Here is a 23,981-nt window from a genome sequence, read left to right as displayed (position 1 = left end):
GTTTCCGTCAAAGGCCGCCGAACGAGGGAAAAAAAGTTCGACGGCCGAAGGCCCCCGATCAGCCGTTCTCCGCCGACCAGACGGCGTACAGATCAAGCGCCCGTTGCGGCGAGGTGATCCACCAGGAATAGCCGTTGCGCCGCCCGATCGAAATCTCGTTCACGTCGTCGTGGATGGTCTGGTCCTTGTCGCCGAAGATCGGCCGTCCGGTCACCAGATCATAGTTGCGCGACCAGATCGGACCGGCGCCGGGCTTTTCGATCAGTTTGCGGCCCTGATCTGTCATTTCGAACGACTTGTTATAGACCCGGACCGCCTCCAGCCAAGCCGCCGCGCCGCGCACGGCCGCCTTGACCTCGGCGGAAGGGTTCGGCTCGCGCATCAGGAAGATCAGGATGTCGGTGGTTTCGCCGCTGGCGATGGAGCGAGGCTCATAGTTGCGGGCGCTGGTCGGAACCAGGCGCATCGGCTCCACCTGCTGAGGCCAGCCCAGCAGGCGATCGCCCTGACGCACCTGGGCCGCCAAAATGACTTCGACCGCCTTGTGCGTCGCCTCCCCTGCACGGGACTTCAAATCATTCGAAACGAAGTCGAAGCCCTCGCGTCCCTGCGACACGTCCCGCAGCAGCATGGCGGCGTTGGCGACAGCGTTGTCGTTGAAGGTGATGGAATCGTGGAAGCCGCCTTCCAGAGGCCAGATCTGCGGCCAGCCGCCGTTCGGATATTGGGCGTTCAACAGATAGCGCACGCCGCGCTCGATACTGGCGCGCCAGGCGTCGCCCTGGGCGCCCGGGGCGTGGGCCGCGACCTTGGCCAGGAAGCGCATCTCCGTCCAGGTCGCCTCATTGTCGAGGGTGCCGACGAAGGTCCAGAACCGGTCCGCGGGCGCGTCGAAATTGGCCGGATTCTGCTCCATGGTCTCGGCGTCGTTCGAGAACCGCTGACCGGGCAGACGGGCGATCGTCCGATCCTGGTTCTTGCTCCACCCGCCGGCCGGCGTCTGGAAGCTGGCGATGGCGTCGGCGATTCGGCGGGCCTGCGCCGATTCGTACCAGTCCGACGGTCGGTCCAGAGGCATGTTGTACTGGCTGGGCCCCACGGCCTGAGGCGGCGGCGGCGGAGTCGCGCCAGGCGGCAATTCGGCGGCCAGAGCCGCCCGGTCCGCCAGGTGCTGGGCCTGGGAACGAGCCAGATACTCCACCCAGGCGCCGCGCTCCCCATCCGGCAAGGCGCCGATCCGATCAATGGTCAGACCGACGGCGGGAGTGTTCAGGCGAAGAACCTCGGCCTCAGCCGGCGCTCCGGCCATGGCGACCAGGGTCAGAGCCCCCAGGGCGGTGAAGGATCGGGTAAAGACAGAACTCACGAGCGTACTCCCAATATTTTGGGAAACACTTCTACATAATGAAACATGAGACGCAACCGCCCGCCGTTGGGCGGTCCCTGCGCCGTCACTCCACGATCAGAGTGCGATCAAGGGTGGAGACGGACTTGGCTCCCGTCAGGGTCATGGCCACGCGCATCTCTTTTTCGAACAGATCGAGAAGGTCGCCCACGCCCGCCTGCCCCCGCGCCGCCAGGGCGTAGATGAAGGCGCGCCCTAACATCACGGCGTCCGCGCCGAGCGCCAGGGCCCGCACCACGTCTAGGCCGTTGCGGATGCCGGAATCCAAGAGGATCTTCAGGTCGCCCTGAACCGCGTCGGCGATGGCCGGCAAGGCCCGCGCCGAGGAGAGAACGCCGTCCAGCTGACGCCCGCCATGGTTCGACACAACGATCCCGTCGGCGCCGAAGGCCACGGCGTCGCGCGCATCCTGGGGATCCAGGACGCCCTTGATGATCATGGGGCCGTCCCAGGCGTCGCGGATCCACTGAAGATCCTTCCACGAGATCGAAGGATCGAAATTGGCGCCCAGCCAGCCGATATAGTCGGCCAGACCCGTCGCCTTGCCCAGATATCGGGACACGTTGCCCAGGTCGTGCGGCCGCCCCCTCACCCCGACGTCCCAGGCCCAGGCGGGATGGGTCATGGCCTGGATCATGCGGCGCATCTCGGCGTTGGGCCCGCTCATGCCCGAATGGGCGTCGCGATAGCGGGCGCCGGGGGTGGGCATGTCGACGGTGAAGACCAGGGTCTTCACCCCCGCCGCCTTCGCCCTTTCCAGGGCGTTCTTCATGAAGCCCCGATCGCGCAGCACATAGAGCTGGAACCACATCGGCCGGTCGATGGCGGGCGCCACCTCTTCGATGGGGCAGACCGAGACGGTGGACAGGGTGAAGGGCACGCCGCGCGACGCCGCCGCCCGGGCCGCCTGCACCTCGCCGCGCCGGGCGTACATGCCCGTCAGGCCGACCGGCGCCAGGACGATCGGCAGACGCAGGGTCTCGTCGAACAGTGGCGTCTCCAAGCTGAGGCTGGACATGTCCTGCAACACCCGCTGGCGCAGGGCGACGTCGCGCCAGTCCTCGACGTTGCGGCGCAGGGTGTGTTCGGCATAGGCGCCGCCGTCGATATAGTGAAACAGGAAGGGCGGCAGCTTGCGCCGCGCGGCCTCGCGGTAATCGCTGGGCGACGAAATGATCATGGGCCTGTCTTACTGGAAGTTGGCGAAGGCCCCGCCGTCGACCAGCAGGGCGGCGCCGGACATGTAGCCCGCCATGTCCGAAGCCAGGAAGGCGACCACCGAGGCGATGTCCTCGGGCCGGCCCAGCCGACCCAGCGGAATCCGCCCTTCCATATAGGTCCGCTTGGCGGGATCGGACAGGTCGTCCTTATTGATGTCGGTGGCGATGGTGCCGGGCAGGACCGAGTTGCAGCGAATGCCGTATTGGCCCAGGGCCACGGCGCAGGACTGCATCAGGCTGTGAACCCCGGCCTTGGTCGGGGTGTAGTGGGTCTGCATCTCGCCGCCGACCAGGGCCGAGATGGAGCTGATCGCCACGATGGCCCCGCCGTCGCCCTGCTTCACCATCTGGTTGGCGGCGGCCTGGGTCATGAAATAGGCCCCGTGCAGATTGACCTCCATGGTCCGGCGCAGGGTCTCCACCGGCATGTCCAGGAAGGCGTGGAAGGGGCAGATCCCGGCATTGGAGACGAAGACGTCCACCCGGCCCAGGGCCTGGACCGACCGGTCGATGAAGTCGGCGGCGCTGTCCGGCAGGGCCACGTCGCCGTCGACGGCGACGGCCCGGCGGCCCAGCCGCTCGATCTCGGCGACGACCTCGGCGGCCGCCTCGGCGTCGCGAAAGGTGTTGATCGCCACGTCGGCCCCCTGGCGCGCGGCCTCGATCGCGGTCGCCCGGCCGATGCCTCGCGACGCCCCGGTGATCAGGACGACCTTGTTCTCAAGCAACATGGGGGCTCCGGCGGTTCTGTGGGTTTGGATCAGGTTTTGGGCGACCAGCCGAGGTCGGCGCTGATGGCGTCAGCGGCCTCCGTCACCGTCTTGGTCAGTTCGCTCATCCGCGCGTCGGACATGTATTGAGCGGCCGAGGAGACGCTGAGGGCCGCGACGATTCGGCCGTCGACCGAGCGGATCGGAGCAGCGACGCAGCGGATCTGGTCTTCGTTCTCCTCAAGATCGAAGGCGTAGCCCTTCTGGGCGTAGCCGCGCATCCGCTCCAGCCAGACGGCGCGGGCGGCCGAGTCGAACTTGGCGTCCGGCTCGGCGTAGAAATCGATCCACTCCGCCTCGGTCTTGTCCAGGATCAGCGCCTTGCCCAGGCCGGTCGAGGCGATGGGGTGACGTTCGCCCAGGCGCGAACCGATGTTGATGCGGCGACGTCCGGCCACCTTGTCCAGATAGAGGGCATGGCGGCCGTCCAGCACGCCCAGATGCACCGTGTCGTCCGTGGCGGCCGACAGCTGCTCCAGCCAGGGCCGGGCGACGCGCGGCAGATGCATCTGCTGGCTGGCGGCGTGCCCCAGCTCCAGCAGTTTCGGCCCCAGGGAATAGCCCTCGCGCGGCCGGAACGACAGCAGACGACGCTCGACCAGGGCCGAGGCCAGGCGGTGGGTGGTGCTGCGGGTCAGATCCAGCTTTTCCGACAGTTCGGCCAGCGGCAGGGAGCCTTCGATCAGCGCGTCGATGACGTCCAGACCGCGCAGCAGGGTCTGGCTGCCGGACGCCTTGGCCCCCGCCTCTTCTTCACCTGCGACCTGCATGGTCTTGATTGACGCCGTTCGTCCCATTTCGTAATCCTCATTCTCAGAATGTAGCAAAACGCGCAAGTCGTCCAAAGCTATGCAGGGAACCTTGGCGTGTCGCAGGGAGGAAAGCCAGTGAAATCCCGAAATATGGGAGCGGATCGCCGCTTTTTGGCGGGTTCGCAATGAGCCGCCTGCCCCGGATCAAGCATGTCCGCGCCTTCGTCGTTAAAAACGACGGGACCGGCGGCGGCGCCGACTATCACGATCAGGGCGACGGCCACTGGATCGACGACCATATCGCCACGCCTATGGCGAAATATCCCGAGTATCGTCAGAGCCGCCGCAGCTTCGGCATCAATGTGCTGGGCACGCTGGTGGTCGAGATCGAGGCCGAGAACGGCGTCGTCGGTTTCGCGGTCACGACCGGCGGCGAACCCGCCGCCTATATCGTCGAAAAACACCTGGCCCGCTTCCTGGAAGGGCGCGATCCGTCCGAGGTCGAGAAGATCTGGGACCAGATGTATTTCTCCACCCAGTATTACGGTCGCAAGGGTCTGGTGGTGAACGCCATCTCGGGCGTCGATCTGGCCCTGTGGGACCTGTTGGGCCGTCTGCGCCAGGAGCCGGTCTTCGCCATGCTGGGCGGGCCCGTGCGCGACGAACTGACCTTCTACGCCACCGGCGCCCGGCCCGACAAAGCCAAGGAACTGGGTTTCATCGGCGGCAAGATGCCCCTGCACCACGGCCCTGCCGAGGGCGAGGAGGGCCTGAAGAAGAACCTCGCCGAGCTGGAGGCCATGCGGAACGCCTGCGGCGACGACTTCTGGCTGATGTTCGACTGCTGGATGGCGCCGGACCTGAACTACGCCACCCGCCTGGCCCATGAGGCGCACAAACTGGGTCTGAAGTGGATCGAGGAGGCGCTGAGCCCCGATGACTACTGGGGCTATCAGGCGCTGAAGAAGAACGCCCCCAAGGGGATGCTGGTGACCACCGGCGAGCATGAGGCGACCCGCTGGGGCTTCCGCATGCTGCTGGACATGGAATGCTGCGACATCATCCAGCCGGACGTCGGCTGGTGCGGCGGCGTCACCGAACTGCAGAAGATCTCCGCCCTGGCCGACGCCAAGGGCGTGCTGATGATCCCCCACGGGTCCAGCGTCTATTCCTACCACTTTGTGGTCACGCGCCATAACAGCCCCTTCGCCGAGTTCCTGATGATGGCCCCCGGCGCCGACGAGGTCGTGCCCATGTTCCATCCGCAGCTGATCGGCGAACCCGTGCCGGTCAACGGCAGGCTCAAGGTTCCCGACACGCCAGGCTTCGGCGTGGAGCTGAACCGCGACATCGCCCTGCACCGCCCCTACGCCCGCTAGTCGAGAGTCCCCCCGTCTCATGAAACTGCTTCGCTACGGCCCCAGGGGCCAGGAAAAGCCCGGCCTGCTGGATGCGAACGGCCGCATCCGCGACCTGTCCGGCGTGGTCGCCGACATCACGCCCGACCAGCTGTGGGGCGAAGGCCTGGCTGCGCTGAAGGCGATCGATCCCGAGCGCCTGCCGCTGGTCGAAGGTCAGCCGCGCTACGGCGTGCCGGTGAACGGCGTGCGCAAATTCATCGCCATCGGCCTGAACTTCGCCGACCACGCCGAGGAATCGAACCTGCCCATTCCGTCGGAGCCTGTCGTCTTCGCCAAGGCGGTCTCCTGCCTTCAGGGACCGAACGACACGGTCGTCATCCCGCGCGGCTCTGAGAAGACCGACTGGGAGGTCGAGCTGGGCATCGTCATCGGCAGGCGGGCCTCCTACGTCGAACAGGCCGACGCCCTGGATCATGTGGCCGGCTATGTGCTGATCAACGACGTGTCCGAGCGCGCCTTCCAGACCGAGCGTGGCGGCACCTGGGACAAGGGCAAGGGGTGCGACACCTTCGGTCCGGTCGGCCCCTGGATCGTCACCCCCGACGAGGTCGGCGACGTCCAGAACCTGGACATGTGGCTGGACCTGAACGGCAAGCGGATGCAGACCGGCAACACCCGGACCATGATCTTCGGCGTCGCCGAGATCGTGTCCTACGTCAGCCAGTTCATGACGCTGGAGCCGGGGGATCTGATCACCACCGGCACCCCGCCCGGCGTGGGCCTGGGCCAGAAGCCCGAACCCTTCTACCTCAAGGCCGGCGACGTGATGGAGCTGGGCATCGACAAGCTGGGCAGCCAGCGTCAGGCCGTGGTCGCCTGGTCCAGGGATTTGGTCGCATGAGCGCCTATGAAGGACGTTTTGCGGGCCGGGCCGCCGTCGTGACCGGCGGCGCCTCGGGCCTGGGCAAGGCCGCCGCCGCCCGCATCGTCGCCGAGGGCGGCCGGGTGGTGCTGTGGGATCTGAACGCGGACACGCTTAAGGCCGCCGCGGCTGAGGTCGGCGCCGTGACGACCGTGGCTCTGGACGTGGCCGATCCCGAGGCGGTCGCATCGGCCGCCGAGACCTCGAACGCGGCGCTGGGCGGCCGCATCGACATCCTGGTCGCCTCCGCCGGCGTCACGGGCGCCACCGCGCCGGTGCAAGAGTTTCCGATCGACAGCTGGAAGCGGGTCGTGGACATCAATCTGAACGGCGTCTTCTACTGCTGCCGCGCCGTCGTGCCCTTCATGCTTCGGAACGGCTACGGCCGGATCGTCAACGTCGCCTCGGTCGCGGGCAAGGAAGGCAATCCCAACGCCAGCGCCTATTCGGCGTCAAAGGCGGGGGTGATCGGCTTCACCAAGTCTCTGGGCAAGGAACTGGCCGGCCAGGGCGTCATCGCCAACAGCCTGACCCCCGCCACCTTCGAAAGCCCGATCCTGGAGCAACTGCCCCAGAGCCAGGTCGACTATATGCGCTCCAAAATCCCCATGGGGCGCCTGGGCGAGGTCGAGGAGAGCGCCGCCATGGTCTGCTTCATGGCCTCCGAAGAGTGCAGCTTCACCACCGCCTCGACGTTCGATACGTCTGGCGGGCGCACGACCTACTGAGTGTACGCGGTGGGCTCGGATCTCCGCATCGTCGATTCCCACGTCCATCTGTGGGACCTGTCACGGGCGCGCTACGGCTGGCTTCAGGACGATCCCCTGCCGAACAATCCAGCCGGGGACATGTCGTCCATCGCCAACGCGAACTATCTGCTGGACGACTATCTGGCCGATACGGCCGGCTGGCGTGTGGAAAAGATCGTTCACGTCGAGGCCGGCCAGCCGGTAGGCCGGCAACTGGCCGAAACAGACTGGCTACAATCGCTCGCCGATGACACCGGTTATCCACACGCGATCGTCGCCGGCGCCGACATGCTTGACCCACACCTGGACGCCCTGCTGGAGGCTCACGCCGCCCGCGCGAACGTACGCGGCGTGCGCCAGATCGTCTGCTGGCACGAGGATCCGCTGAAAACCTATACCGACCGAGACCTGTTGCGAGATCCGCAGTGGGTGGCAGGCTTCGCGAAACTGGCGCGGCACGGCCTGTCGTTCGACCTCCAGCTCTATCCGTCGCAGATGGCGACCGCCGCCATCATCGCCGCGCGTCACCCCGACATTTCGATGATCGTCAATCACGCCGGACTGCCGACCGACCGCGACGCGGCGGGAATGGAGCGCTGGAAGCGGGGTCTGCGCCTGCTGGCCGCCCAACCCCAGGTCTCGATCAAGATTTCCGGCCTCGGCATCACCGACCGCGCCTGGACCCCCGACAGCATTCGCCCCGTCGTCCTGGAGTGTATCGACGCCTTCGGGACCGAGCGGGCCATGTTCGCCTCCGACTTCCCGGTCGAGCGGGTCCACGGAACCTTCGACGCCTTCTATTCCGCCTTCGACGCGATCACGGCCGACTTCTCGGCCGAAGAGCGCGACCGCCTGTTCGCCGCCAACGCCGAGGCGATCTACCGCATCTGACACCCACCCGCCGAGGCCGCGAAAAGACGGCCAGGCCCGCGAGAAACACCAGGAGAGCCCCAATGGTCATCGAGACCGACGCCGCCCACACCCCCGGAGGTCTGGCCCAGCCCTCAGTTTCGGGGCCTGCCGGTTCCTTGAAGGGCCCGCTGGCCTTCGCCATCGCCTGCTTCCTGATCTGGGGCCTGGCCTATGGCCTGCTGGACGTGCTGAACAAGCATTTCCAGGAGACGCTCAGCATCAGCCAGGCCGACAGCGCCTGGCTGCAGATCGCCTATTTCGGGGCCTATCTGCTGCTGTCGATTCCGGCGGGCATGCTGCTGCACGCCCGGGGCTACAAGTTCGGCATCGTGTCGGGCCTGGCCGTCACCGCGATCGGCGCCCTGCTGTTCATCCCGGCGGCGGGCGCAGGGGCCTTCCTGCCCTTCGTCGGCTCCATGTTCGTTCTGGCCGCCGGCCTGTGCATTCTGGAAACCAGCGCCGACACCTACGTCAACGTCTTGGGCGATCCGGCCAAGGCGTCTCAGCGGCTGAACCTGGCCCAATCGTTTAACGCCCTGGGCGTCTTCTTCGGGCCGCTGATCGGCGGCACCGTTTTCTTCAGCCCGACGACGACCCAGGCTCTGGGCGGGGCGACCCGCTCGATCCAGATCGTCTACGGCCTGATCGCCGTCGGGGTGATCCTGTTCGCCCTGGCCGTCTGGCGCGCCCGCCTGCCGGAGACCGGCCTGTCGGACCACGGCTCGGCCGAGGGCGACGTTCCCGCCCTGCCCCTGTCGAAACAGCCGCACTTCGTCGCCGGCGTGATCACCCAGGCCCTTTATATCGGCGCCCAGGTCGGCATCGGCGCCTATTTCATCAATCTGGTGACCCACAACTGGCAGGGCCTGACGTCGCAGCAAGGCGCCTTCATGCTGTCGCTGGCGGCCATCGGCTATCTGGTCGGCCGCTTCTTCGCCACCGCCCTGCTGCTGAAGATCAGGCCGCGCGCCCTGCTGACGGCCTATGGCCTGATCAATGTCGTTCTGACCCTGGTCGTGGCGGCCGGGATCAATATCGTCTCGCCGGTCGCCCTGATCGCCGTCTTCTTCTTCATGTCGACCATGTTCGCGACCATCTTCGCATTGGGCACGACCGGGCTGGGCGCCGCCACCAAGCGCGCCTCGTCCCTGATGGTCATGGCGATCGGCGGCGGCGTGCTGCTGCCGTGGCCGATGGGCAGGATCGCCGACCTCTACGGCGCCAACGTCGCCTTCCTGATGCCTGCGGTCTGTTTCGCGGTCGTCGCCTGGTACGGATGGAAGGGCGCGGGCTTGGGGCTGAAGGCGGAGGCGAAGTAATGGGTTTCCGCGCCGCCCTTCTCGCCTTCACCCTGCTGGCCGGCCCCACTGCGGCCTGCGCCCAGACAGTCGCGCCCGTCGCCGTCGCGCCCGCCGCGCCGATCGACCGACACGCCCTGGTCACGCGCCATAATGTGACGCTGACCTCGATAGACCCTCATGCGCCGATCATGCTGGGCAATGGGAACCTGGGCTTCACCGCCGACATCACGGGGTTGCAGACCTTTCCGGAACAGTATTCGGAACTGTCCCCCCTGCTGACCATGGCGCAGTGGGCCTGGCACAGCTTTCCCAATCCGAACGGCTATACCGAACAGGACGGCCTGATCGACGTGCCCGTGCCGGGACGGGGGGAACAACCCTATGCCTGGATGAAGTCGTGGGCGGTGGCCGAAACCCAGCCCGCCTACACCTGGCTGCGGGCCAATCCGCATCGGTTCTCTCTCAGTCGCATCGGCCTGACCTTCGCCGACGGCGGGCCGCTGGAATTCGCCAAGGTCGCTCACACCCGCCAGACGCTGGACCTGTGGTCTGGGACCCTGACCAGCCGCTTTACCTATGACGGCCAGCCGGTCGAGGTCGTCACCCGCGTCCACCCGACCCTGGACATGGTGATGGTCGAGATCGTCTCCCCCTTGGTCTCCACGCGAGGCCTGGGCGTGCAGGTCCGCTATCCAAGCGTCGCCCCCGCCATCAATCCCGATCCGACGTCGTTTGACGCCTCGGGAGCCCAAAGCCTGACCGTCGTCGCTCAAGACGCGGGCGACGTCCGCATTCGCCGCACCCTCGACGACACCCGCTATTATTCCGGCATCACCGCGTCCGGTGAGATCGAGCAAGCCGGCGCCGACGCCTTCCGAGCGGGCGCCGCCGGTCGCGACCGGCTGACCGTCATGGTCCGCTTCGATCAGCAGGAGCGAGCGCCCGCGACACCGGCCTACAGCGCCGGCGTCCAGGCGACGGCCGCCCACTGGAACGGGTTCTGGACCCAGGGCGGCGCCGTGGATTTCAGCGGTTCCACCGATCCCCGCGCATCCGAGTTGGAGCGCCGCGTGGTCCTGTCGCAATACCTCTCGGCCATGAACGGCGCCGGCGAACTGCCGCCCCAGGAAGAGGGTCTGTTCTCCAACAGCTGGTACGGCAAGTTCCACCTGGAAATGCACCCCTGGCACGCCGGCTGGCAGGCCATGTGGGGCCATGCCGACATGCTGGAGCGGAGTCTGCCCTGGTATGTCGGCCATCTGGACCAGGCCCGCGCCGAGGCCGCCCGCCACCGGGTCAAGGGCGCCTGGTGGCCCAAGATGGTCGGACCCGAGGGCCGCAACAGCCCCAGCCTCGTCTCGCCCTTCATCATGTGGCAGCAGCCGCATCCGATCCTGCTGGCCGAGCTGGTGTGGCGATCTGAGAGGGATCCCGCCGTACTGGATCGATACGGCGAGTTGGTCGAGGCCACCGCCGACCTCCTGGCCTCCTGGCCCATCGAACGCGACGGCCGGCTGAACCTGGGACCGCCGATGATTCCGGCGCAGGAAAACTATGATCCCCTGACCACGATGAACCCCGCCTTCGAGGTCGAGTATTTTCGCTGGGGGCTGGAAACCGCGCAGGCCTGGCGCGAACGCAAGGGCCAGGCCCGCCGCGCCGACTGGGATCAGGCCCTGGCCAGGATGGCGCCGCCGCCGATGAAGGACGGCCTCTATCTGCCGGTCGAAAACGTGCCGGACTTCTGGGAGACCGCCATGTCCGACGCCTGCCGCAGACACGCTACGGCGGCTCAATGCAAGAACCGCGACCACCCCTCCTTCCTAATGGCCTACGGCTTCATCCCAGGCGCTCGGATCGACCCGGCCGCCATGCGCCGCACCTTCGAAGCGGTGGAGCGGAACTGGGACGTGCGCCAGACCTGGGGATGGGACTTCCCCATGATGGCCATGACCGCCGCCCGCCTGGGTGAACCCGACAAGGCCGTGGACTGGCTGTTCGCGGACCTGAAGAACAATCAGTGGGGCGTCACCGGCATGACGCCGCGCGTCCATCTGGACGAGCACGCCGACGAGCTGGTGCCCGTCTCGGCCGGCGCCGGCGGAGTCCGGATGGCCGTGAATCCCGACGGCCCCGGCTATCGTCGCGCGGCGGAGACCTACTTCCCGTCCAACGGCTCCTTACTCATGGCTGTCGGCTTGATGGCCGCCGGATGGGACGGGTCCAGCGGCCATGCGCCCGGCTTCCCCAAGGAGGGCTGGACCGTGCGGGTCGAAGGCCTGACGCCCGCCCCCTGAACCCGAAAGACAGGATCGCCCCCATGACGACCTCCAGACGCTCCGCCCTCAAGGCCCTGCTGGCCGCCCCCGCCGCCGGCGTGCTTGCCGGCCAGGCCCAGGCCGCGACGGCCCAGGCTGGGCCGGCCGGCGCGCCGGTCTTCCCCGCGCCCAACACCGCCCCGCCCATTCATCAGGCCAGCGAGGCGCCGCCGCCCTGGCCGACCTGGGAGGGGCCGGTTCCGACCGACTGGATCGACCCCAAGACCGGCCATCGCATTGTGCGCCTGTCCGGGGACGAGGGCGGGAGCAAGCTCTACTTCTACCGCAACAGCTTCACACCCGAGGGGGATGTTCTGCTCTTCTCCTCGCCCCAGGGCGTCATCAAGGTCGAGCTCGACAACGGCTTTCGACGATCTGTGCTGGTGGCCGACCCGGACGCGGACCTGATGGTCACGGGCCGCAGGACGCGGACCGCCTACTATACTGTCTCTGATGCCGGCGAAGGCCAGCCGACCGATCGGCCGCGCACCCTGTTCGCCGTCGATATCGACACGGGCCGCACACGACGTCTGGCCCGGATCGAACAGGGCCAGTTCAGTTCGATCAACGCCGACGAGACCCTGGTGGTCGGGACGGTGGCCTATGGCGACGCGCCGCTCCAGCCCGACGCCGCCGATCCGCGCAATCGCCGCGCAGGACAGGCCGAGTACGCCGCCGTCGGCCCCGACGGCCGCCCGCTGAACTTCGCCAAGGCCAAGGGCGTGCGGATGCTTCAGCGCTGGGCCGCGCGCGTGCCGATGGAGTTGTTCGTCATTGATCTGCGCACCGGTGAACGCCGCGTCGTCCATGCGGCCAGAGACTGGCTGAACCATCCGCAGTTCTCGCCCACAGACCCTGAGCGCATCATCTTCTCGCACGAAGGGCCCTGGCACCGGGTCGATCGCATGTGGACGATCAAGACGAACGGCACGGACCTGCGCAAACTGCACCAGCGGACGATGAATTTCGAAATCTTCGGCCACGAGTGGTTCAGTCCTGACGGACGCCAGGTCCTGTACGATCTGCAGACGCCGCGGGGTCAGGTCTTCTGGGTGGCGTCCGTGGACCTTCAAACCGGAAAGCGCGTCTATCGCCGCCTGGAGCAGAACAGCTGGTCGGTGCACTTCAACAGCTCGCCCGACGGGAGCTTCTTCGCCGGCGACGGCGGCGACGCGGACATGGTCGCCCATGCGCCGGACGGCAAATGGCTGGTGCTTCTGCGCCCGGAACCGGTGGTCGATCATGACCCAGAAAGCGATCAGGACGACCTGATCTCGGTCGAATATCTGCGGACCGAGCGGCTGGTGGACATGGGCCGCCACGACTATCGGCTGGAGCCCAACGTCACCTTCACGCCGGACGGACGGTGGGTGCTGTTCGTCTCCAACATGCACGGTCGCAATCACGTCTATGCGGCCTCTGTCGCCCGAAACTGACAGGGCGCAAACGAGCCTTGCCCAGCCAAATCCACCACGTATTGCAAAATACGAGAAGTTGTTGCACAAAACGGTACGTTACGCGTCCGATCATGTGCGACGCCATACCAAGAAATGACACCGGTGCCACAGACGCCGGATGGGGAGAGAACAGGATGCAACGGATCAACCTCCGCAATTCGTGCGCCGTCGGCGTATCCCTGGCGGCGCTGTCTTTGGCGCTGCCGGCCGTCGCGCAAACGGCGCCGCAGGAGCCCGTGCCGACAGGGGTCGCCGATCAGCCAGCAGCCCAGGTCGAGGACATTGTCGTCACCGGCTTCCGCTCCAGCCTTCAGCAGGCGCTGAACATCAAGCGCAGCGAGGCCGGCGCCGTGGACGCCATCCTGGCCGAGGACATCGCCGATTTTCCGGATCAGAACCTGGCCGAAGCCATCCAGCGGCTGCCCGGCGTGACCATCGACCGGGTGAACGGCCAGGGCACGACCATTTCGGTCCGGGGCCTGAGCTCGGACTTCACCCGCACCCGCATCAACGGCCTGGAAGCCCAGGCGGCGTCCGGCGGCAGTCGCAACCGCAGCTTCGACTTCTCCATGTTCGCCTCGGAGCTGTTCAACAGCATCAAGGTCCGCAAGACTCAGTCGGCTGAGATCGAAGAAGGCTCCTTGGGCGCCACGGTCGATCTGCAGACCGGCCGGCCGATGGATTTCGGCGGCAGCGGCCTCAACTCGGCCTTGTCGGTCCAGGGCTCCTATAACGACCTGTCCGAAAAGACGGTGCCGCGCCTGGCCGGTCTGTTGAGCTGGACCAATGAAGACCGCACCTTCGGCGCCCTGATCTCAGCCGCCTATTCCGAGCGGTCGCCGATCCTGGAAAGCTTCAACACCACCCGCTGGCAGCAGGGCGACGCGAGCCGGCCCTACGGCGTGGGTCAGAACCTCGGCGGCTGCATCCCTTGCACCACGGCGGCCCAACGCACCGAGGTGCTGAACGCCTTTTATCCGCGCATTCCGCGCTACACCTTCGGCAACACCCAGGAGGACCGCCTGGGCGTGACCGCCGCCCTTCAATGGCGGCCCAGCGCCCGCACCGAGGTGGCGCTGGACCTTTTGTGGTCGCGCCTGAACTCCGAACTCGAAAGCCCGAACCTGGAGGCCTGGTCTTTCAGCCGCGCGGCGGTGAACAGCGTCGTCGTGCGCGACTATGCGATCGACGCCTCCAAGAACGCCTTCTCCTACGGCGTGTTCGACAATGTCCTGGTGCGGTCGGAAAACGGCTTCACGCGAAATGAAAGCACCTTCGCCCAGGCCTCGCTGAACGTCCGCCACGACTTCACCGACCGGTTCCGCGGCAATCTGAAGCTGGGCGCCAACAAGTCGGAGGCTCGCACCCCGCTGAACGTCGCCTACGCCTTCGAGCAGTCGGATGTGGACGGCTACACCATCGACTTCCGAGGCGACGACCGTCTGCCGCTGATCAACTACGGCTTCGACACCACCTCGGGCGAAGACTTCACCCTGATCCAGGCGACCCGCAGCACCAGCGGCGGCGACTTCGACAACCAGGTCGCGGCCGGCGCGCTGGAATACGACTGGTCCGACGCGGTCACCTTCAAATTCGGCGGCGAATACCGCACCTATGGTTTCAGCAACTTCGGTGTTTCGCGGGCCAACACCGCGACCGTCGGCGCGGACCGTCTGACCGGGGTCGACTCCATCGGCAAGATCGTCAGCATCGACGGCAAGATCGGCGTGCCGGCGGGCTCCAGCCTCAACTTCATCGTGCCTGACATCGGCAAGATCGCCGACTTCCTGAGCGTCTATGACGACCCATTGACCCCCAACCGCAGCGAGCGGGAAGTGGACGAAACCGATCAGGGCGTCTTCGTTCAGACCGACTTCAACACCCAGCTGGGCGCCGTGACGGTGCGGGGCAACGTCGGGGTCCGCTACGCCCGGACCGAGGTGGAATCCAAGGGCTGGCAGACCATCACCACCCCGGCCGGTCCGACCTATGAATACGTCACCGCCAACAATGACTATGACGACGTTCTGCCGTCGTTCAACCTGGCGATCGAGCCGCGCGAAGACTTGGTGATCCGGCTGGGCGCGGCCAAGGTGATGTCGCGGCCTTCGCTGGGCGATCTGACCCCCGGCGGCGGCGTTTCGCCCACCACCCGCACCGTCTCCTACGGCAATCCGCTGCTCGATCCATTCCGCGCGACCAACTACGACATGTCGGTCGAGTGGTACTTCCAGAACGAGGGCCTGCTGGCCGCCGCCGTCTTCTACAAGGACATCGACAGCTTCATCACCTCGGTGACGGAATCGATCGTGTGGAGCGACCTGGGCCTGCCGGACGAACTGCTGCAGGGGGCGGCGCGCCCGACGGACGTCTTCCAGGTCACGCGCAAGCTGAACGGCCAGGGCGGCACGCTGCACGGGCTGGAGATTCAGTATCAGCAGCCTTTCACCTTCCTGCCTGGCTTCTGGTCGAATTTCGGTTTCATCGGCAACTTCACCTATGTGGACTCCGAGGTCGATTACGGCGCCGCCGGCAAGAACCGCCTCACGGGCCAGTCCAAGAATACGGTCAACGCCACCCTCTATTACGAGAAGGGCCCCTTCCAGGCGCGCACCTCGGCCGCCTATCGCAGCAGCTATCTGATGTCCTTCCCAGGCAGCAACGGCAACTCCGAGGAGGGCATGAACGACACGGTCTATCTGGACGCCTCGATGTCCTACGACATCACGCCCAACCTGACCTTCTCCCTGGAAGGGATCAACCTGACCGACGAATACAACGATCGCTATGTCGATGTGGCGGACCGCGTGTCCGACTACCGTCACACCGGCCGAGAGATCGCCGTGGGATTGCGCTGGAAGTACTGACCTTCCCTCTCTGACCTCTTCAGCGCAATTGACTGGGCCCGGAGCGCAATGCTCCGGGCCCGTTTTTTGTCGCCTGGCCTGACGGTGGGAAGCTGGGTTCAGGCCCTGTCACTCAGACCCGTGACGCGCGCCGAATCCGTCACACGCGGCGCCTTGCCGTCTAGGGTGTCGATGTTGCAGTCGACGAAGCGCCAGCCCTGGGCGTTGGCGATGGTCCCGGCGTCGTGGACGTCCCAGTCCAGGCGCTCGAACAGGAAGTCCTTGAGCGGCGCCTCGGGATAGGCGGCGGCCTCGAACCCAACCTTGCCCCCCGCGGCCTTGATGTCGGACAGGCGGACGTCGTGGATGCGCGGCACGCCTCGGTCGCGGGGCACCGGCGTCGCCAGCGCCCGCCAATAGTCCGGGACGTCCGCGACGCCAGGCGGAATCCGAGCGTAGCTGTAGTTGGGGTACCAGTTCAGGTTGACCCGGAACAGGGTGCGCACGTCCTGCAGATGGATGTCGCGCAGGCGGATGTTGGAGATGACGCCGCCGCGCGTGTGGCCCGATTTGAAGAAGATCCCCAGCGGCACCGGATATTCGATCCTGAGGCCCGAGACCTCGATGTCCTCGAACCCGCCGGAGGTTTCGCTGCCGAAGGTCATGCCGGCCAAGGCGTCGCGCACGACACAGTCCTTCACCCGCACCTGACGGCAGGGCCGGGCCACGCGCAGCCCGTCCCAGTCGCGCCCGGCCTTGATGCACAGGGCGTCGTCATTGACGGCGATGTCGCACCGCTCGACCAGCACGCGTTCCGAGGAATCGATGTCCACCCCGTCGGTGGACGGGCCGCGCCCGCCGATGTTGTTGCGGATGATCAGGTCCGAAACGGTGACGTCGCGCGAATAGCAGACGTGGACGGTCCAGAAGCCCGACCGCGCCAGATTGAGGCCCGAGACCTCCGCCTGATCCGCCTCATAAAGATGGATCAGACGCGGGCGGCGGCAGTCATAGTCGGCGGCCCAGCGCAGATCGCGCGGATCATAGTCGCGCCGCAACGCCCAATAGCTGTCCCAAAAGACCTGGCCGTCGCCGTCCACCAGCCCCTCGCCGGTGATCTTCGCATTCTGCTGACGATAGATGTTGAGCAGCGCGGCCGGCCAATCCATCTCGATCCCCGCCACGCGGGTCCGGATCATCGGATAGGCGGCGATGTCCTTGAGGCCCCGGATCGTCGCCCCTCGCCCGATCATCAGGGTCACGCCCGACTTTACGAACAGCGAACCCGACAGGTAGAGGCCGGGCCTGATCACCACCGTGCCGCCGCCCTCGGCCGCCGCAGCGTCGATGGCCGCCTGGATCGGGCGCGTATTGATCGTCTGGCCGTCTCCGACGGCGCCGAAGTCCGCTGCATCATGAATTTTTCCGCCTTGCGCTCGGGCGACGGCGGGCAGAAGGGCGGGCGCCGCCGAGGTCAGAGCGCCGGTCAGGCCGAGGTGAAGCAGGGATCGGCGATTCATGGCGGGCCTTTTCGCACTCTGCAGAGGGAGGAGCCGGGCGCGGCCATTTGACCGCAGAAAGCCGCTTCCCATATTCTGCTCTTCCGTCTCACGATAGCGGACGGTATGGTCCTGGCAAGCCGAAGCGGCGCGTGCGGCCGTGCGCCGCACAGGAAGGACACCGGTTACCACGCGCGCCGGCGCAAACGACAACGAAGAGAGAGCGACGCCTTCACGCGCCGCCGGAGGAAAGCCAATGCCCCTGCCCTCGCGCACCCGTCTGGCGCTGACGACCGCCCTGACCGCCGGCCTGACCACCGCCCTCGTCCTCACCGGCCCGGCTCTGGCCCAGACGGCGTCCCAAACCCCGCCCCCGGCCCCGGCCCCGGCCCCGGCCGCGTCTGAGGCCATCGCCTCGAGCGCAGCCGCACTGCCGCCCGGCGTCGAGGCGGACTGGCTGAGCCCGCGGCCCCGGCCGACCCTCTATACGGAAGCCGCCGGCCTGCCCTCCCGCCGCGATACGATGGCGGCGGTGGACTATGTCGCCTCATCCCAGATCGCCGCCATGGCCGCCGAGCCGATCGCTCTGTCGACCGGCAGCAATCTGACGCAGATGTCGTCCAACTGGGTGGCTGCGACCTTCTATGTGGGGGCGGCGCGCCTGGCGCGGGTGACGGAAGATCCGAAGACGCTGCGGTTCCTCAGCGCCGTCGCCGACCACTATAACTACAGCCTGCGGGGGGCCCGGTCCGGCAAGACCCTGCTGAACGCCGACGACATCGCCATCGGCGATCTGTACGAAGAGCTTTACGCGCGACGCGGCCAGGAAGGCGTTCTGATGCCTCTGCGTCAGAGGCTGGACTGGCAGATTCCCCATCTGGCGCGGGCGGAGGAGACGCCCGCCCTCGTTTGGTGGTGGGCCGACGCCCTCTATATGGCGCCGCCGGTTCTGGCGCGCATGTCGGCCATCACAGGCGACCCCAAATATCTGAACGCCGCCGACAAGGAGTGGCGGCGCACGGCCGATCGGCTTTGGGTCCCAGAGGAGCGCCTGTTCCTGCGCGACGAACGATTCAAGGACCAGGACCACCGCGACGCCGACGGCGACCGCATCTATTGGTCGCGGGCCAACGGCTGGGTCATGGGCGGGTTGGCGCGCTGGCTGGAATCGGTCCCGGCCGACCTGCCGAGCCGCCCCTTCTACGTCGATCTGTTTCAGACGATGGCGGGACGGATCGCCGAGCTGCAGCAAGACGACGGGCTTTGGCGCGCCAGCCTTCTGGACCCGGGGGCCTATCCGGAGGCTGAAACCTCCGGCTCGGTCTTCTACGTCTACGCCCTGGCCTGGGGCGTCAATCACGGCCTGCTGGACCGAGAGGCCTATCTGCCCCACGTGCTGAAGGGCTGGGCCGCACTGAACCGCCATGTCCTGCCCAGCGGCCTGTTGGGCGCCGCCCAGAAGACAGGGGACCAGCCGGTCTCGACGGCGGCGGACGACGCCGGCCTCTACGCCACCGGAACCTACATCCTGGCGGGGCTGGAGATCGCCGATCTGAACGGACCGGCCCAGTCCCTGCCCGAGCCGGAGCCTGCGCGGGACACCGCTGAGGTGATCGCCGCCACCACGCCGACGCCGCCCGCTCCGGTCACCGTGAGGGGACCGGAAGAGACCCGCCGCCGCGAGGCCGAGATGCGGGCCACCGCCGCCCTGTCCTATGATCCCGCCGTCCTGGGCCGCCCCTCGACGATCGCGCCGCTGGCCCCGCCGCCGGCGGATCTGCAGACGCCGCGCGCCGTCGCCCGCTTCGCGCCCGATCGGCTGGACGATCTGTTGTGGGAGAACGACCGGGTCGCGCATCGCATCTATGGTCCGGCCCTGGAGGGGCGTGAACCGCCGTCCGGGTCGGGGATCGACGTCTGGGCCAAGCGGGTCCGCTATCCCTTCATGGACCGCCAGCTGAAGTTCCCGAACTACCACGTCGATCGGGGTGAAGGGCTGGACTATTACGACGTCGGCCGCGGGCGCGGCGCAGGGGGGCTGGGCGTCTGGTACGACAACAAGCTGTGGACCAGCCGCAACTTCTCCACCCACGCCATCACCCGCACCGGCGGCGATGAGGCCCGGTTCAGTGTGACCTACCGCCCCTGGCCGGTCGATGTGGTCCGCAACGTCTGGGAGACGCGGGCGTTCAGCCTGCCGCTGGGGTCGAACTTCACCCGGATGACCTCGACGCTGAACTCGAACTCCGACGCCCCGTTGATCGTCGGCATCGGCATCTCAAAGCGACGGAACGCCAACGGCGCCGGCTTCGTCACCCGCGACGCCGCAACCGGGCGGATGATGTTCTGGGAGCCGGAAGATCCCGAGCACGGCAGCCTGGGCATAGCCGTCGTCGCCGACCCGTCCATGGTCGAAGGCTTCGCCGAGGATGCGGACAACTATCTGATGCTGGTGCGGGTCACGCCGGGCCGGCCCTTCGTCTACTATATGGGCTCGGCCTGGTCCCGCGGCCTCGACTTTTCCGACCGCCGCTCATGGGAGGCCTTCGCCGCCGATCAAGCGTTCGACTTCCGTCCGGCGCCCTGAACGCGGCCGGTCCCACTCCCGCCCCCCCACACCCGAACCGAGGCAGAGCGACATGTACGACAAGATGTACGACAAGGTTTATCAGGCCACTCATCCGGACATGGTGGACGGCGCCACCAATGAGCAGCTGCGCGACCGCTATCTGGTGTCCGGCCTGTTCCAGCGCGGCCGGATCAGCCTCAACTATTCGCATCATGAGCGGCTGATCATCGGCGGCGCCGTGCCGACCGACGCGCCGCTGGCCCTGCCCCGCCATTCAGAGCCGGCCTCCCTGGCCGGCAAGCCGTTCCTGCACGCCCGGGAACTGGGCGTCGTCAACATCGGGGGCGCAGGCTCGGCGATCATCGACGGCGAGACCGTGCGACTGGGCTTCCGTGACGGCCTCTATGTGCCGATGGGCGCCGCCGAGGTGATCCTCGGCTCCGACGACGCGGCTGATCCGGCGCGGTTCTATCTGGTCTCAACCCCCGCCCACGCCCGCTACGACCTGGTCAGGATCCCCATCGAGGCGGCGACGCCGCTGGAGATGGGCGCGCTGGAGACCTCCAACGAACGCACGATCTACCAGTATATCGTGCCGGGCAAGGTCAAGTCGTGCCAACTGCTGCTCGGCGTTACGGTGCTGAAGACCGGTTCGGTGTGGAACACCATGCCGCCCCATCTGCATGACCGCCGATCGGAGGCCTATCTCTATTTCGGCCTGAGCGAAACAGACCGAGTGTTCCACTTCATGGGCCAGCCCGACAAGACGCGCCACATCATCGTCCAGGACGGCGAAGCGGTGATCAGCCCGCCGTGGTCCATCCACATGGGCGCAGGCACCTCCAACTACACCTTCATCTGGGGCATGGGCGGCGAGAACCTGGACTATACCGATATGGACAAGCTGGATCTCTGCCAGCTGAAGTAGCCGCCTGGTTGGCGTCTCCGCAGGCGGCCCTGCGACCTTGTTCGGCTGACACGCCATTGAGGCCCCGCCGCAGGTCGCAGGCTTACTGGGCGGCGATCATCCGATGGGGTCGCAGACGTTAGGCGTCGGCGGCAGGGGCAGAGGGTTCATGTGGGACGGACGCGCATAGCTGAGGCCATAGCCGCGGGCGAACTGCACCACTTCGCCCTCATGCTCCCCGGTGCTGCAAGCCGACCCCGGCCAAGCGAAGGACAGACGACCGGTGAAGTCATAGGCCCCGCCGGACAGGACGTCGGCCAGCCCCGCCCCCTCCGTGCCGGGCAGGAAGGCGGCGACGAAGGCGTCCGACAGGTTGATCAGGTCGTTCACATAGGCGGGACGGCCCGAATAGAGCACCGACACCACTGGAACCCCCTTGCCCGAGACGGCGTGCAACAGGGCCAGGTCGTTCGGGCGGCGATGGCTGTACTGGACGGGCGCCGGGAAGCGTACGTCGTGAGGCGCCCCCCTCTGGTCCCTCGATCATTATGAGAGTCCAGGGGGTTGATAGCCGATCTGCTTCGCCGACGGGAGCGGCCGTGCGGCGGAGCTGATCAAGTTGCGCAGCCGAACGGCCGCGGGGTTCAGGCGCACCGCCTCCGGGGTCAGTCCCCCGTGCGCCGAGTGCGGCCTGACGTGGTTGTAGTCGATGCGCCAGCGCTCGATGACGGCGCGGGCCTCGGCCAGGGTGGCGAAGACCTCCTCGTTCAGACACTCGTCGCGGAGCCTGCCGTTGAAGCTTTCGACGAAGCCATTCTGCTGCGGCTTGCCCGGCGCGATGTAATGCCAGGCCACGCCGGTGCGGTTGGTCCATTCCAGGATGGCCCGGCTGGTCATCTCGGTCCCGTTGTCGCTGACGATCATGGCCGGACGCCCGCGTCGGGCGATCAGCCGGTCCAACTCGCGCGCCATGCGTGAGCCGCCGATCGAGGTGTCGACCACCAGAGCCAGGGCCTCGCGCGTGAAGTCGTCCACGATGCACAGGATGCGGAAGCGTCGGCCCCACGACAGACTGTCGGCCACGAAGTCCAGCGACCAGCGCTGGTTTGGGCCGTCCGGCAGGGCCATGGGCGCACGGGTTCCGGTGGCCCGCTTGCGGCCCCGTCGCCGTCGCACCGCCAAGCCTTCCTCCCGATAGAGCCGGAACAGCCGCTTCTTGTTCATGCTGAGGCCCTCCCGTTGCAACAGAATGCCCAAGCGCCGGTAGCCGAACCGGCGGCGCTCAGCCGCCAGGCTGCGCAGGCGCTCGCGCACCTCCACATCGCCCTGTTCAGGCTCGCGACGCACCGTCTTCGGATCGATCTGAACCAGCCCGCAGGCGCGCTTCTGGGAGAAGCCGCGCTCCGCCATCAGACGAAGCACGGCCGCTCTGCGCGCTGCAGGCCCGATCAGTTTTTTCCCAGAAGATCCTTCAGCGCCGACACGTCCAGCATCGACTCCGCCAGCAGCTTCTTCAGCCGCCGGTTCTCGTCTTCCAGCGCCTTCAGCTTCGTGGCGTCCGACACGCTCATGCCGCTGTACTTCGCCTTCCACCGATAGAAGGTCTGCTCGCTGATCCCGTGCCTTCGGCATACCTCCGCCGTCGGGCTTCCGGCCTCCTGCTCGCGCAGCACGCCTATGATCTGCGCTTCGTTGAACCTGCTCTTCTTCACGTCCGTCTCCTTGATGAAACGGACTCTCACTCAAAACGAGGGATCAGGAAGGGGGCGCCTCAAAAGCTGCGCTGACCGGCCTCTTGCCAACCCCACCAACCCCAGTTCAGATCACCAAAGGACTCTCGTTATGGCTGGATGAGAAACGGGGGTCACGTCAGGACGCTTGGCGTTCGGGTCCGGGCTGGGGCGGCGCGGGCCTGTAGGTTCAGACAGCAAAAACCCGCTAGATCGTTGATCTAACGGGTTTAAAACTTGGGTGCGGGAGCAGGATTTGAACCTGCGACCTTCAGGTTATGAGCCTGACGAGCTACCGGGCTGCTCCATCCCGCGGCAGGGGTGGTTTGTGGAGGAAGAAGGGTTCGATAGGTTTTTCATCATCGGCTGTCCGCCTGGTAGACCCGGCGGCGACCTACTCTCCCGCGCCTTGAGACGAAGTACCATTGGCTCTGGAGGGCTTAACGACCGAGTTCGGAATGGGATCGGGTGGGGAACCTCCGACATAGCCACCAGGTCAACGAGGCGGACAGCGGATGATGAGAAGACATTGTCGTGACGATCATCGGGTCATTGATGATCATCGAATGAGTTTTGCTGAGAAACGATCAAACCGATCGGATTATTAGTACCAGTAAGCTTCACGCGTCGCCGCGCTTCCACACCTGGCCTATCAACGTGGTAGTCTTCCACGATCCTCAGCGAAGCCTTGTTTTGAGGTTAGTTTCCCGCTTAGATGCTTTCAGCGGTTATCTATTCCATACTTAGCTACCCTGCTGCACAGCTGGCGCCATGACAGGTACACCAGAGGTATGTCCATCCCGGTCCTCTCGTACTAGGGACAGATCCTCTCAAGCTTCGAACACCCACGGCAGATAGGGACCAAACTGTCTCACGACGTTCTGAACCCAGCTCACGTACCACTTTAAATGGCGAACAGCCATACCCTTGGGACCTGCTCCAGCCCCAGGATGTGATGAGCCGACATCGAGGTGCCAAACTTTGCCGTCGATATGGACTCTTGGGCAAAATCAGCCTGTTATCCCTAGAGTACCTTTTATCCGTTGAGCGATGGCCCTTCCACTCGGGACCACCGGATCACTATGGCCGACTTTCGTCTCTGCTCGACTTGTCAGTCTCGCAGTCAGGCGAGCTTATGCCATTGCACTCGACGAGCGATTTCCGACCGCTCTGAGCTCACCATCGCGCGCCTCCGTTACACTTTGGGAGGCGACCGCCCCAGTCAAACTACCCACCACGCCATGTCCCGGGACCGGATAACGG

At 66.4% G+C, this 23,981-nt stretch carries 17 protein-coding genes, 1 tRNA gene and 2 rRNA genes (1 of these 20 only partly in view); 10 read left to right on the top strand and 10 right to left on the bottom strand.

What is annotated here, in order from left to right; all coding sequences use genetic code 11:
• Positions 1 to 58: 58 nt before the first annotated feature.
• The 4 genes from pelA to ACW178_RS06845 form a co-directional block, all read right to left on the bottom strand.
• Entirely contained in the window at positions 59 to 1,366 is a 1,308-nt protein-coding gene (gene pelA, locus ACW178_RS06860) for a pectate lyase (RefSeq protein ID WP_492025005.1), read from the bottom strand.
• Positions 1,367 to 1,451: 85 nt separating this feature from the next.
• Entirely contained in the window at positions 1,452 to 2,585 is a 1,134-nt protein-coding gene (lldD, locus tag ACW178_RS06855; RefSeq protein ID WP_287103787.1) for an FMN-dependent L-lactate dehydrogenase LldD, read from the bottom strand.
• Between the two features lie 9 nt (positions 2,586 to 2,594).
• The gene (lra1, locus tag ACW178_RS06850; protein WP_191555325.1) at positions 2,595 to 3,356 is read right to left on the bottom strand and encodes an L-rhamnose 1-dehydrogenase Lra1; all 762 of its coding nucleotides are present in this window, start codon (positions 3,354 to 3,356) and stop codon (positions 2,595 to 2,597) included.
• Between the two features lie 29 nt (positions 3,357 to 3,385).
• Positions 3,386 to 4,165 carry an IclR family transcriptional regulator gene (locus ACW178_RS06845; RefSeq protein WP_152949725.1) on the bottom strand — a complete coding sequence of 260 codons (780 nt, stop codon included), beginning with the start codon at positions 4,163 to 4,165 and terminating at the stop codon, positions 3,386 to 3,388.
• Positions 4,166 to 4,332: 167 nt separating this feature from the next.
• On the opposite strand from ACW178_RS06845, the gene rhmD reads away from it, so the two are divergent.
• The 8 genes from rhmD to ACW178_RS06805 all read left to right on the top strand — a co-directional run bounded on the left by rhmD (position 4,333) and on the right by ACW178_RS06805 (position 16,034).
• Positions 4,333 to 5,526, top strand: a complete 1,194-nt coding sequence (gene rhmD / locus ACW178_RS06840; RefSeq protein ID WP_492025004.1) for an L-rhamnonate dehydratase — start codon at positions 4,333 to 4,335, stop codon at positions 5,524 to 5,526.
• A 19-nt stretch (positions 5,527 to 5,545) separates the two neighbouring features.
• Positions 5,546 to 6,409 (top strand): 2,4-didehydro-3-deoxy-L-rhamnonate hydrolase, encoded by an 864-nt coding sequence (locus tag ACW178_RS06835; RefSeq protein WP_152949723.1) that lies wholly within the window; start codon positions 5,546 to 5,548, stop codon positions 6,407 to 6,409.
• Complete coding sequence (locus ACW178_RS06830) at positions 6,406 to 7,158, top strand: SDR family NAD(P)-dependent oxidoreductase (RefSeq protein WP_287103795.1); 753 nt, start codon at positions 6,406 to 6,408, stop codon at positions 7,156 to 7,158. The genes ACW178_RS06835 and ACW178_RS06830 overlap by 4 nt, the downstream gene beginning before the upstream one ends.
• A 9-nt stretch (positions 7,159 to 7,167) precedes the next feature.
• A complete protein-coding gene (locus ACW178_RS06825) occupies positions 7,168 to 8,070 on the top strand; it encodes an amidohydrolase family protein (RefSeq protein ID WP_201464063.1) in 903 nt (300 codons plus the stop codon).
• Positions 8,071 to 8,132: 62 nt separating this feature from the next.
• On the top strand, positions 8,133 to 9,410 hold the full coding sequence (locus tag ACW178_RS06820; RefSeq protein ID WP_287103799.1) for a sugar MFS transporter: 1,278 nt from the start codon (positions 8,133 to 8,135) through the stop codon (positions 9,408 to 9,410).
• Positions 9,410 to 11,689 (top strand): hypothetical protein, encoded by a 2,280-nt coding sequence (locus ACW178_RS06815; protein ID WP_492025003.1) that lies wholly within the window; start codon positions 9,410 to 9,412, stop codon positions 11,687 to 11,689. The genes ACW178_RS06820 and ACW178_RS06815 overlap by 1 nt, the downstream gene beginning before the upstream one ends.
• Positions 11,690 to 11,712: 23 nt before the next feature.
• Positions 11,713 to 13,146, top strand: coding sequence for an oligogalacturonate lyase family protein (locus ACW178_RS06810; RefSeq protein ID WP_287105498.1), 1,434 nt, complete (start codon positions 11,713 to 11,715; stop codon positions 13,144 to 13,146).
• 155 nt (positions 13,147 to 13,301) lie between these two features.
• Positions 13,302 to 16,034: a TonB-dependent receptor gene (locus ACW178_RS06805; protein WP_201463798.1), complete on the top strand. Its 2,733-nt coding sequence runs from the start codon at positions 13,302 to 13,304 to the stop codon at positions 16,032 to 16,034.
• Positions 16,035 to 16,132: 98 nt separating this feature from the next.
• Here ACW178_RS06805 and ACW178_RS06800 read toward each other — a convergent pair whose 3' ends face one another.
• The gene (locus tag ACW178_RS06800; RefSeq protein WP_287105495.1) at positions 16,133 to 17,533 is read right to left on the bottom strand and encodes a glycoside hydrolase family 28 protein; all 1,401 of its coding nucleotides are present in this window, start codon (positions 17,531 to 17,533) and stop codon (positions 16,133 to 16,135) included.
• A 235-nt stretch (positions 17,534 to 17,768) separates the two neighbouring features.
• Here ACW178_RS06800 and ACW178_RS06795 point away from each other — a divergent pair, with 235 nt between their 5' ends.
• Positions 17,769 to 20,099, top strand: coding sequence for a glycoside hydrolase family 88 protein (locus tag ACW178_RS06795; protein WP_492025002.1), 2,331 nt, complete (start codon positions 17,769 to 17,771; stop codon positions 20,097 to 20,099).
• Positions 20,100 to 20,163: 64 nt separating this feature from the next.
• A complete protein-coding gene (kduI, locus tag ACW178_RS06790) occupies positions 20,164 to 21,009 on the top strand; it encodes a 5-dehydro-4-deoxy-D-glucuronate isomerase (protein WP_287105102.1) in 846 nt (281 codons plus the stop codon).
• A 96-nt stretch (positions 21,010 to 21,105) separates the two neighbouring features.
• On the opposite strand, the gene ACW178_RS06785 is transcribed toward kduI, so the two are convergent.
• The 5 genes from ACW178_RS06785 to ACW178_RS06765 all read right to left on the bottom strand — a co-directional run.
• Positions 21,106 to 21,444, bottom strand: coding sequence for a glycoside hydrolase family 3 C-terminal domain-containing protein (locus ACW178_RS06785; RefSeq protein ID WP_492025001.1), 339 nt, complete (start codon positions 21,442 to 21,444; stop codon positions 21,106 to 21,108).
• A 90-nt stretch (positions 21,445 to 21,534) separates the two neighbouring features.
• Positions 21,535 to 22,700, bottom strand: a protein-coding gene (locus ACW178_RS06780) for an IS3 family transposase (protein WP_191559183.1) whose coding sequence is annotated in 2 segments (ribosomal slippage) — positions 21,535 to 22,442 and positions 22,442 to 22,700 — 1,167 coding nt in all. Because the reading frame shifts where the segments join, the coding sequence is not laid out codon by codon here.
• Between the two features lie 256 nt (positions 22,701 to 22,956).
• Positions 22,957 to 23,033: transfer RNA gene (locus tag ACW178_RS06775), tRNA-Met, on the bottom strand.
• Positions 23,034 to 23,099: 66 nt separating this feature from the next.
• Positions 23,100 to 23,214, bottom strand: a 5S ribosomal RNA gene (gene rrf, locus ACW178_RS06770).
• Between the two features lie 87 nt (positions 23,215 to 23,301).
• Positions 23,302 to 23,981: ribosomal RNA gene (locus tag ACW178_RS06765) — 23S ribosomal RNA — on the bottom strand (it continues 2,106 nt past the right edge of the window).

The organism is Brevundimonas sp. AVps4, from assembly GCF_058681525.1.
The sequence above is the reverse complement of the archived record's forward strand: the minus strand, read 5'-3'. Positions and strand labels throughout refer to the sequence as shown.

Bases quoted from the DNA above. Each gene is read 5' to 3' on its own strand.
- ACW178_RS06815 (WP_492025003.1), top strand. From the start codon at position 9,410: ATGGGTTTCCGCGCCGCCCTTCTCGCCTTCACCCTGCTGGCCGGCCCC.
- ACW178_RS06830 (WP_287103795.1), top strand. From the start codon at position 6,406: ATGAGCGCCTATGAAGGACGTTTTGCGGGCCGGGCCGCCGTCGTGACC.
- ACW178_RS06820 (WP_287103799.1), top strand. From the start codon at position 8,133: ATGGTCATCGAGACCGACGCCGCCCACACCCCCGGAGGTCTGGCCCAG.
- ACW178_RS06800 (WP_287105495.1), bottom strand. From the start codon at position 17,533: ATGAATCGCCGATCCCTGCTTCACCTCGGCCTGACCGGCGCTCTGACC.
- ACW178_RS06795 (WP_492025002.1), top strand. From the start codon at position 17,769: ATGCCCCTGCCCTCGCGCACCCGTCTGGCGCTGACGACCGCCCTGACC.
- ACW178_RS06835 (WP_152949723.1), top strand. From the start codon at position 5,546: ATGAAACTGCTTCGCTACGGCCCCAGGGGCCAGGAAAAGCCCGGCCTG.
- kduI (WP_287105102.1), top strand. From the start codon at position 20,164: ATGTACGACAAGGTTTATCAGGCCACTCATCCGGACATGGTGGACGGC.
- rhmD (WP_492025004.1), top strand. From the start codon at position 4,333: ATGAGCCGCCTGCCCCGGATCAAGCATGTCCGCGCCTTCGTCGTTAAA.
- lldD (WP_287103787.1), bottom strand. From the start codon at position 2,585: ATGATCATTTCGTCGCCCAGCGATTACCGCGAGGCCGCGCGGCGCAAG.
- ACW178_RS06845 (WP_152949725.1), bottom strand. From the start codon at position 4,165: ATGCAGGTCGCAGGTGAAGAAGAGGCGGGGGCCAAGGCGTCCGGCAGC.
- ACW178_RS06810 (WP_287105498.1), top strand. From the start codon at position 11,713: ATGACGACCTCCAGACGCTCCGCCCTCAAGGCCCTGCTGGCCGCCCCC.
- lra1 (WP_191555325.1), bottom strand. From the start codon at position 3,356: ATGTTGCTTGAGAACAAGGTCGTCCTGATCACCGGGGCGTCGCGAGGC.
- ACW178_RS06805 (WP_201463798.1), top strand. From the start codon at position 13,302: ATGCAACGGATCAACCTCCGCAATTCGTGCGCCGTCGGCGTATCCCTG.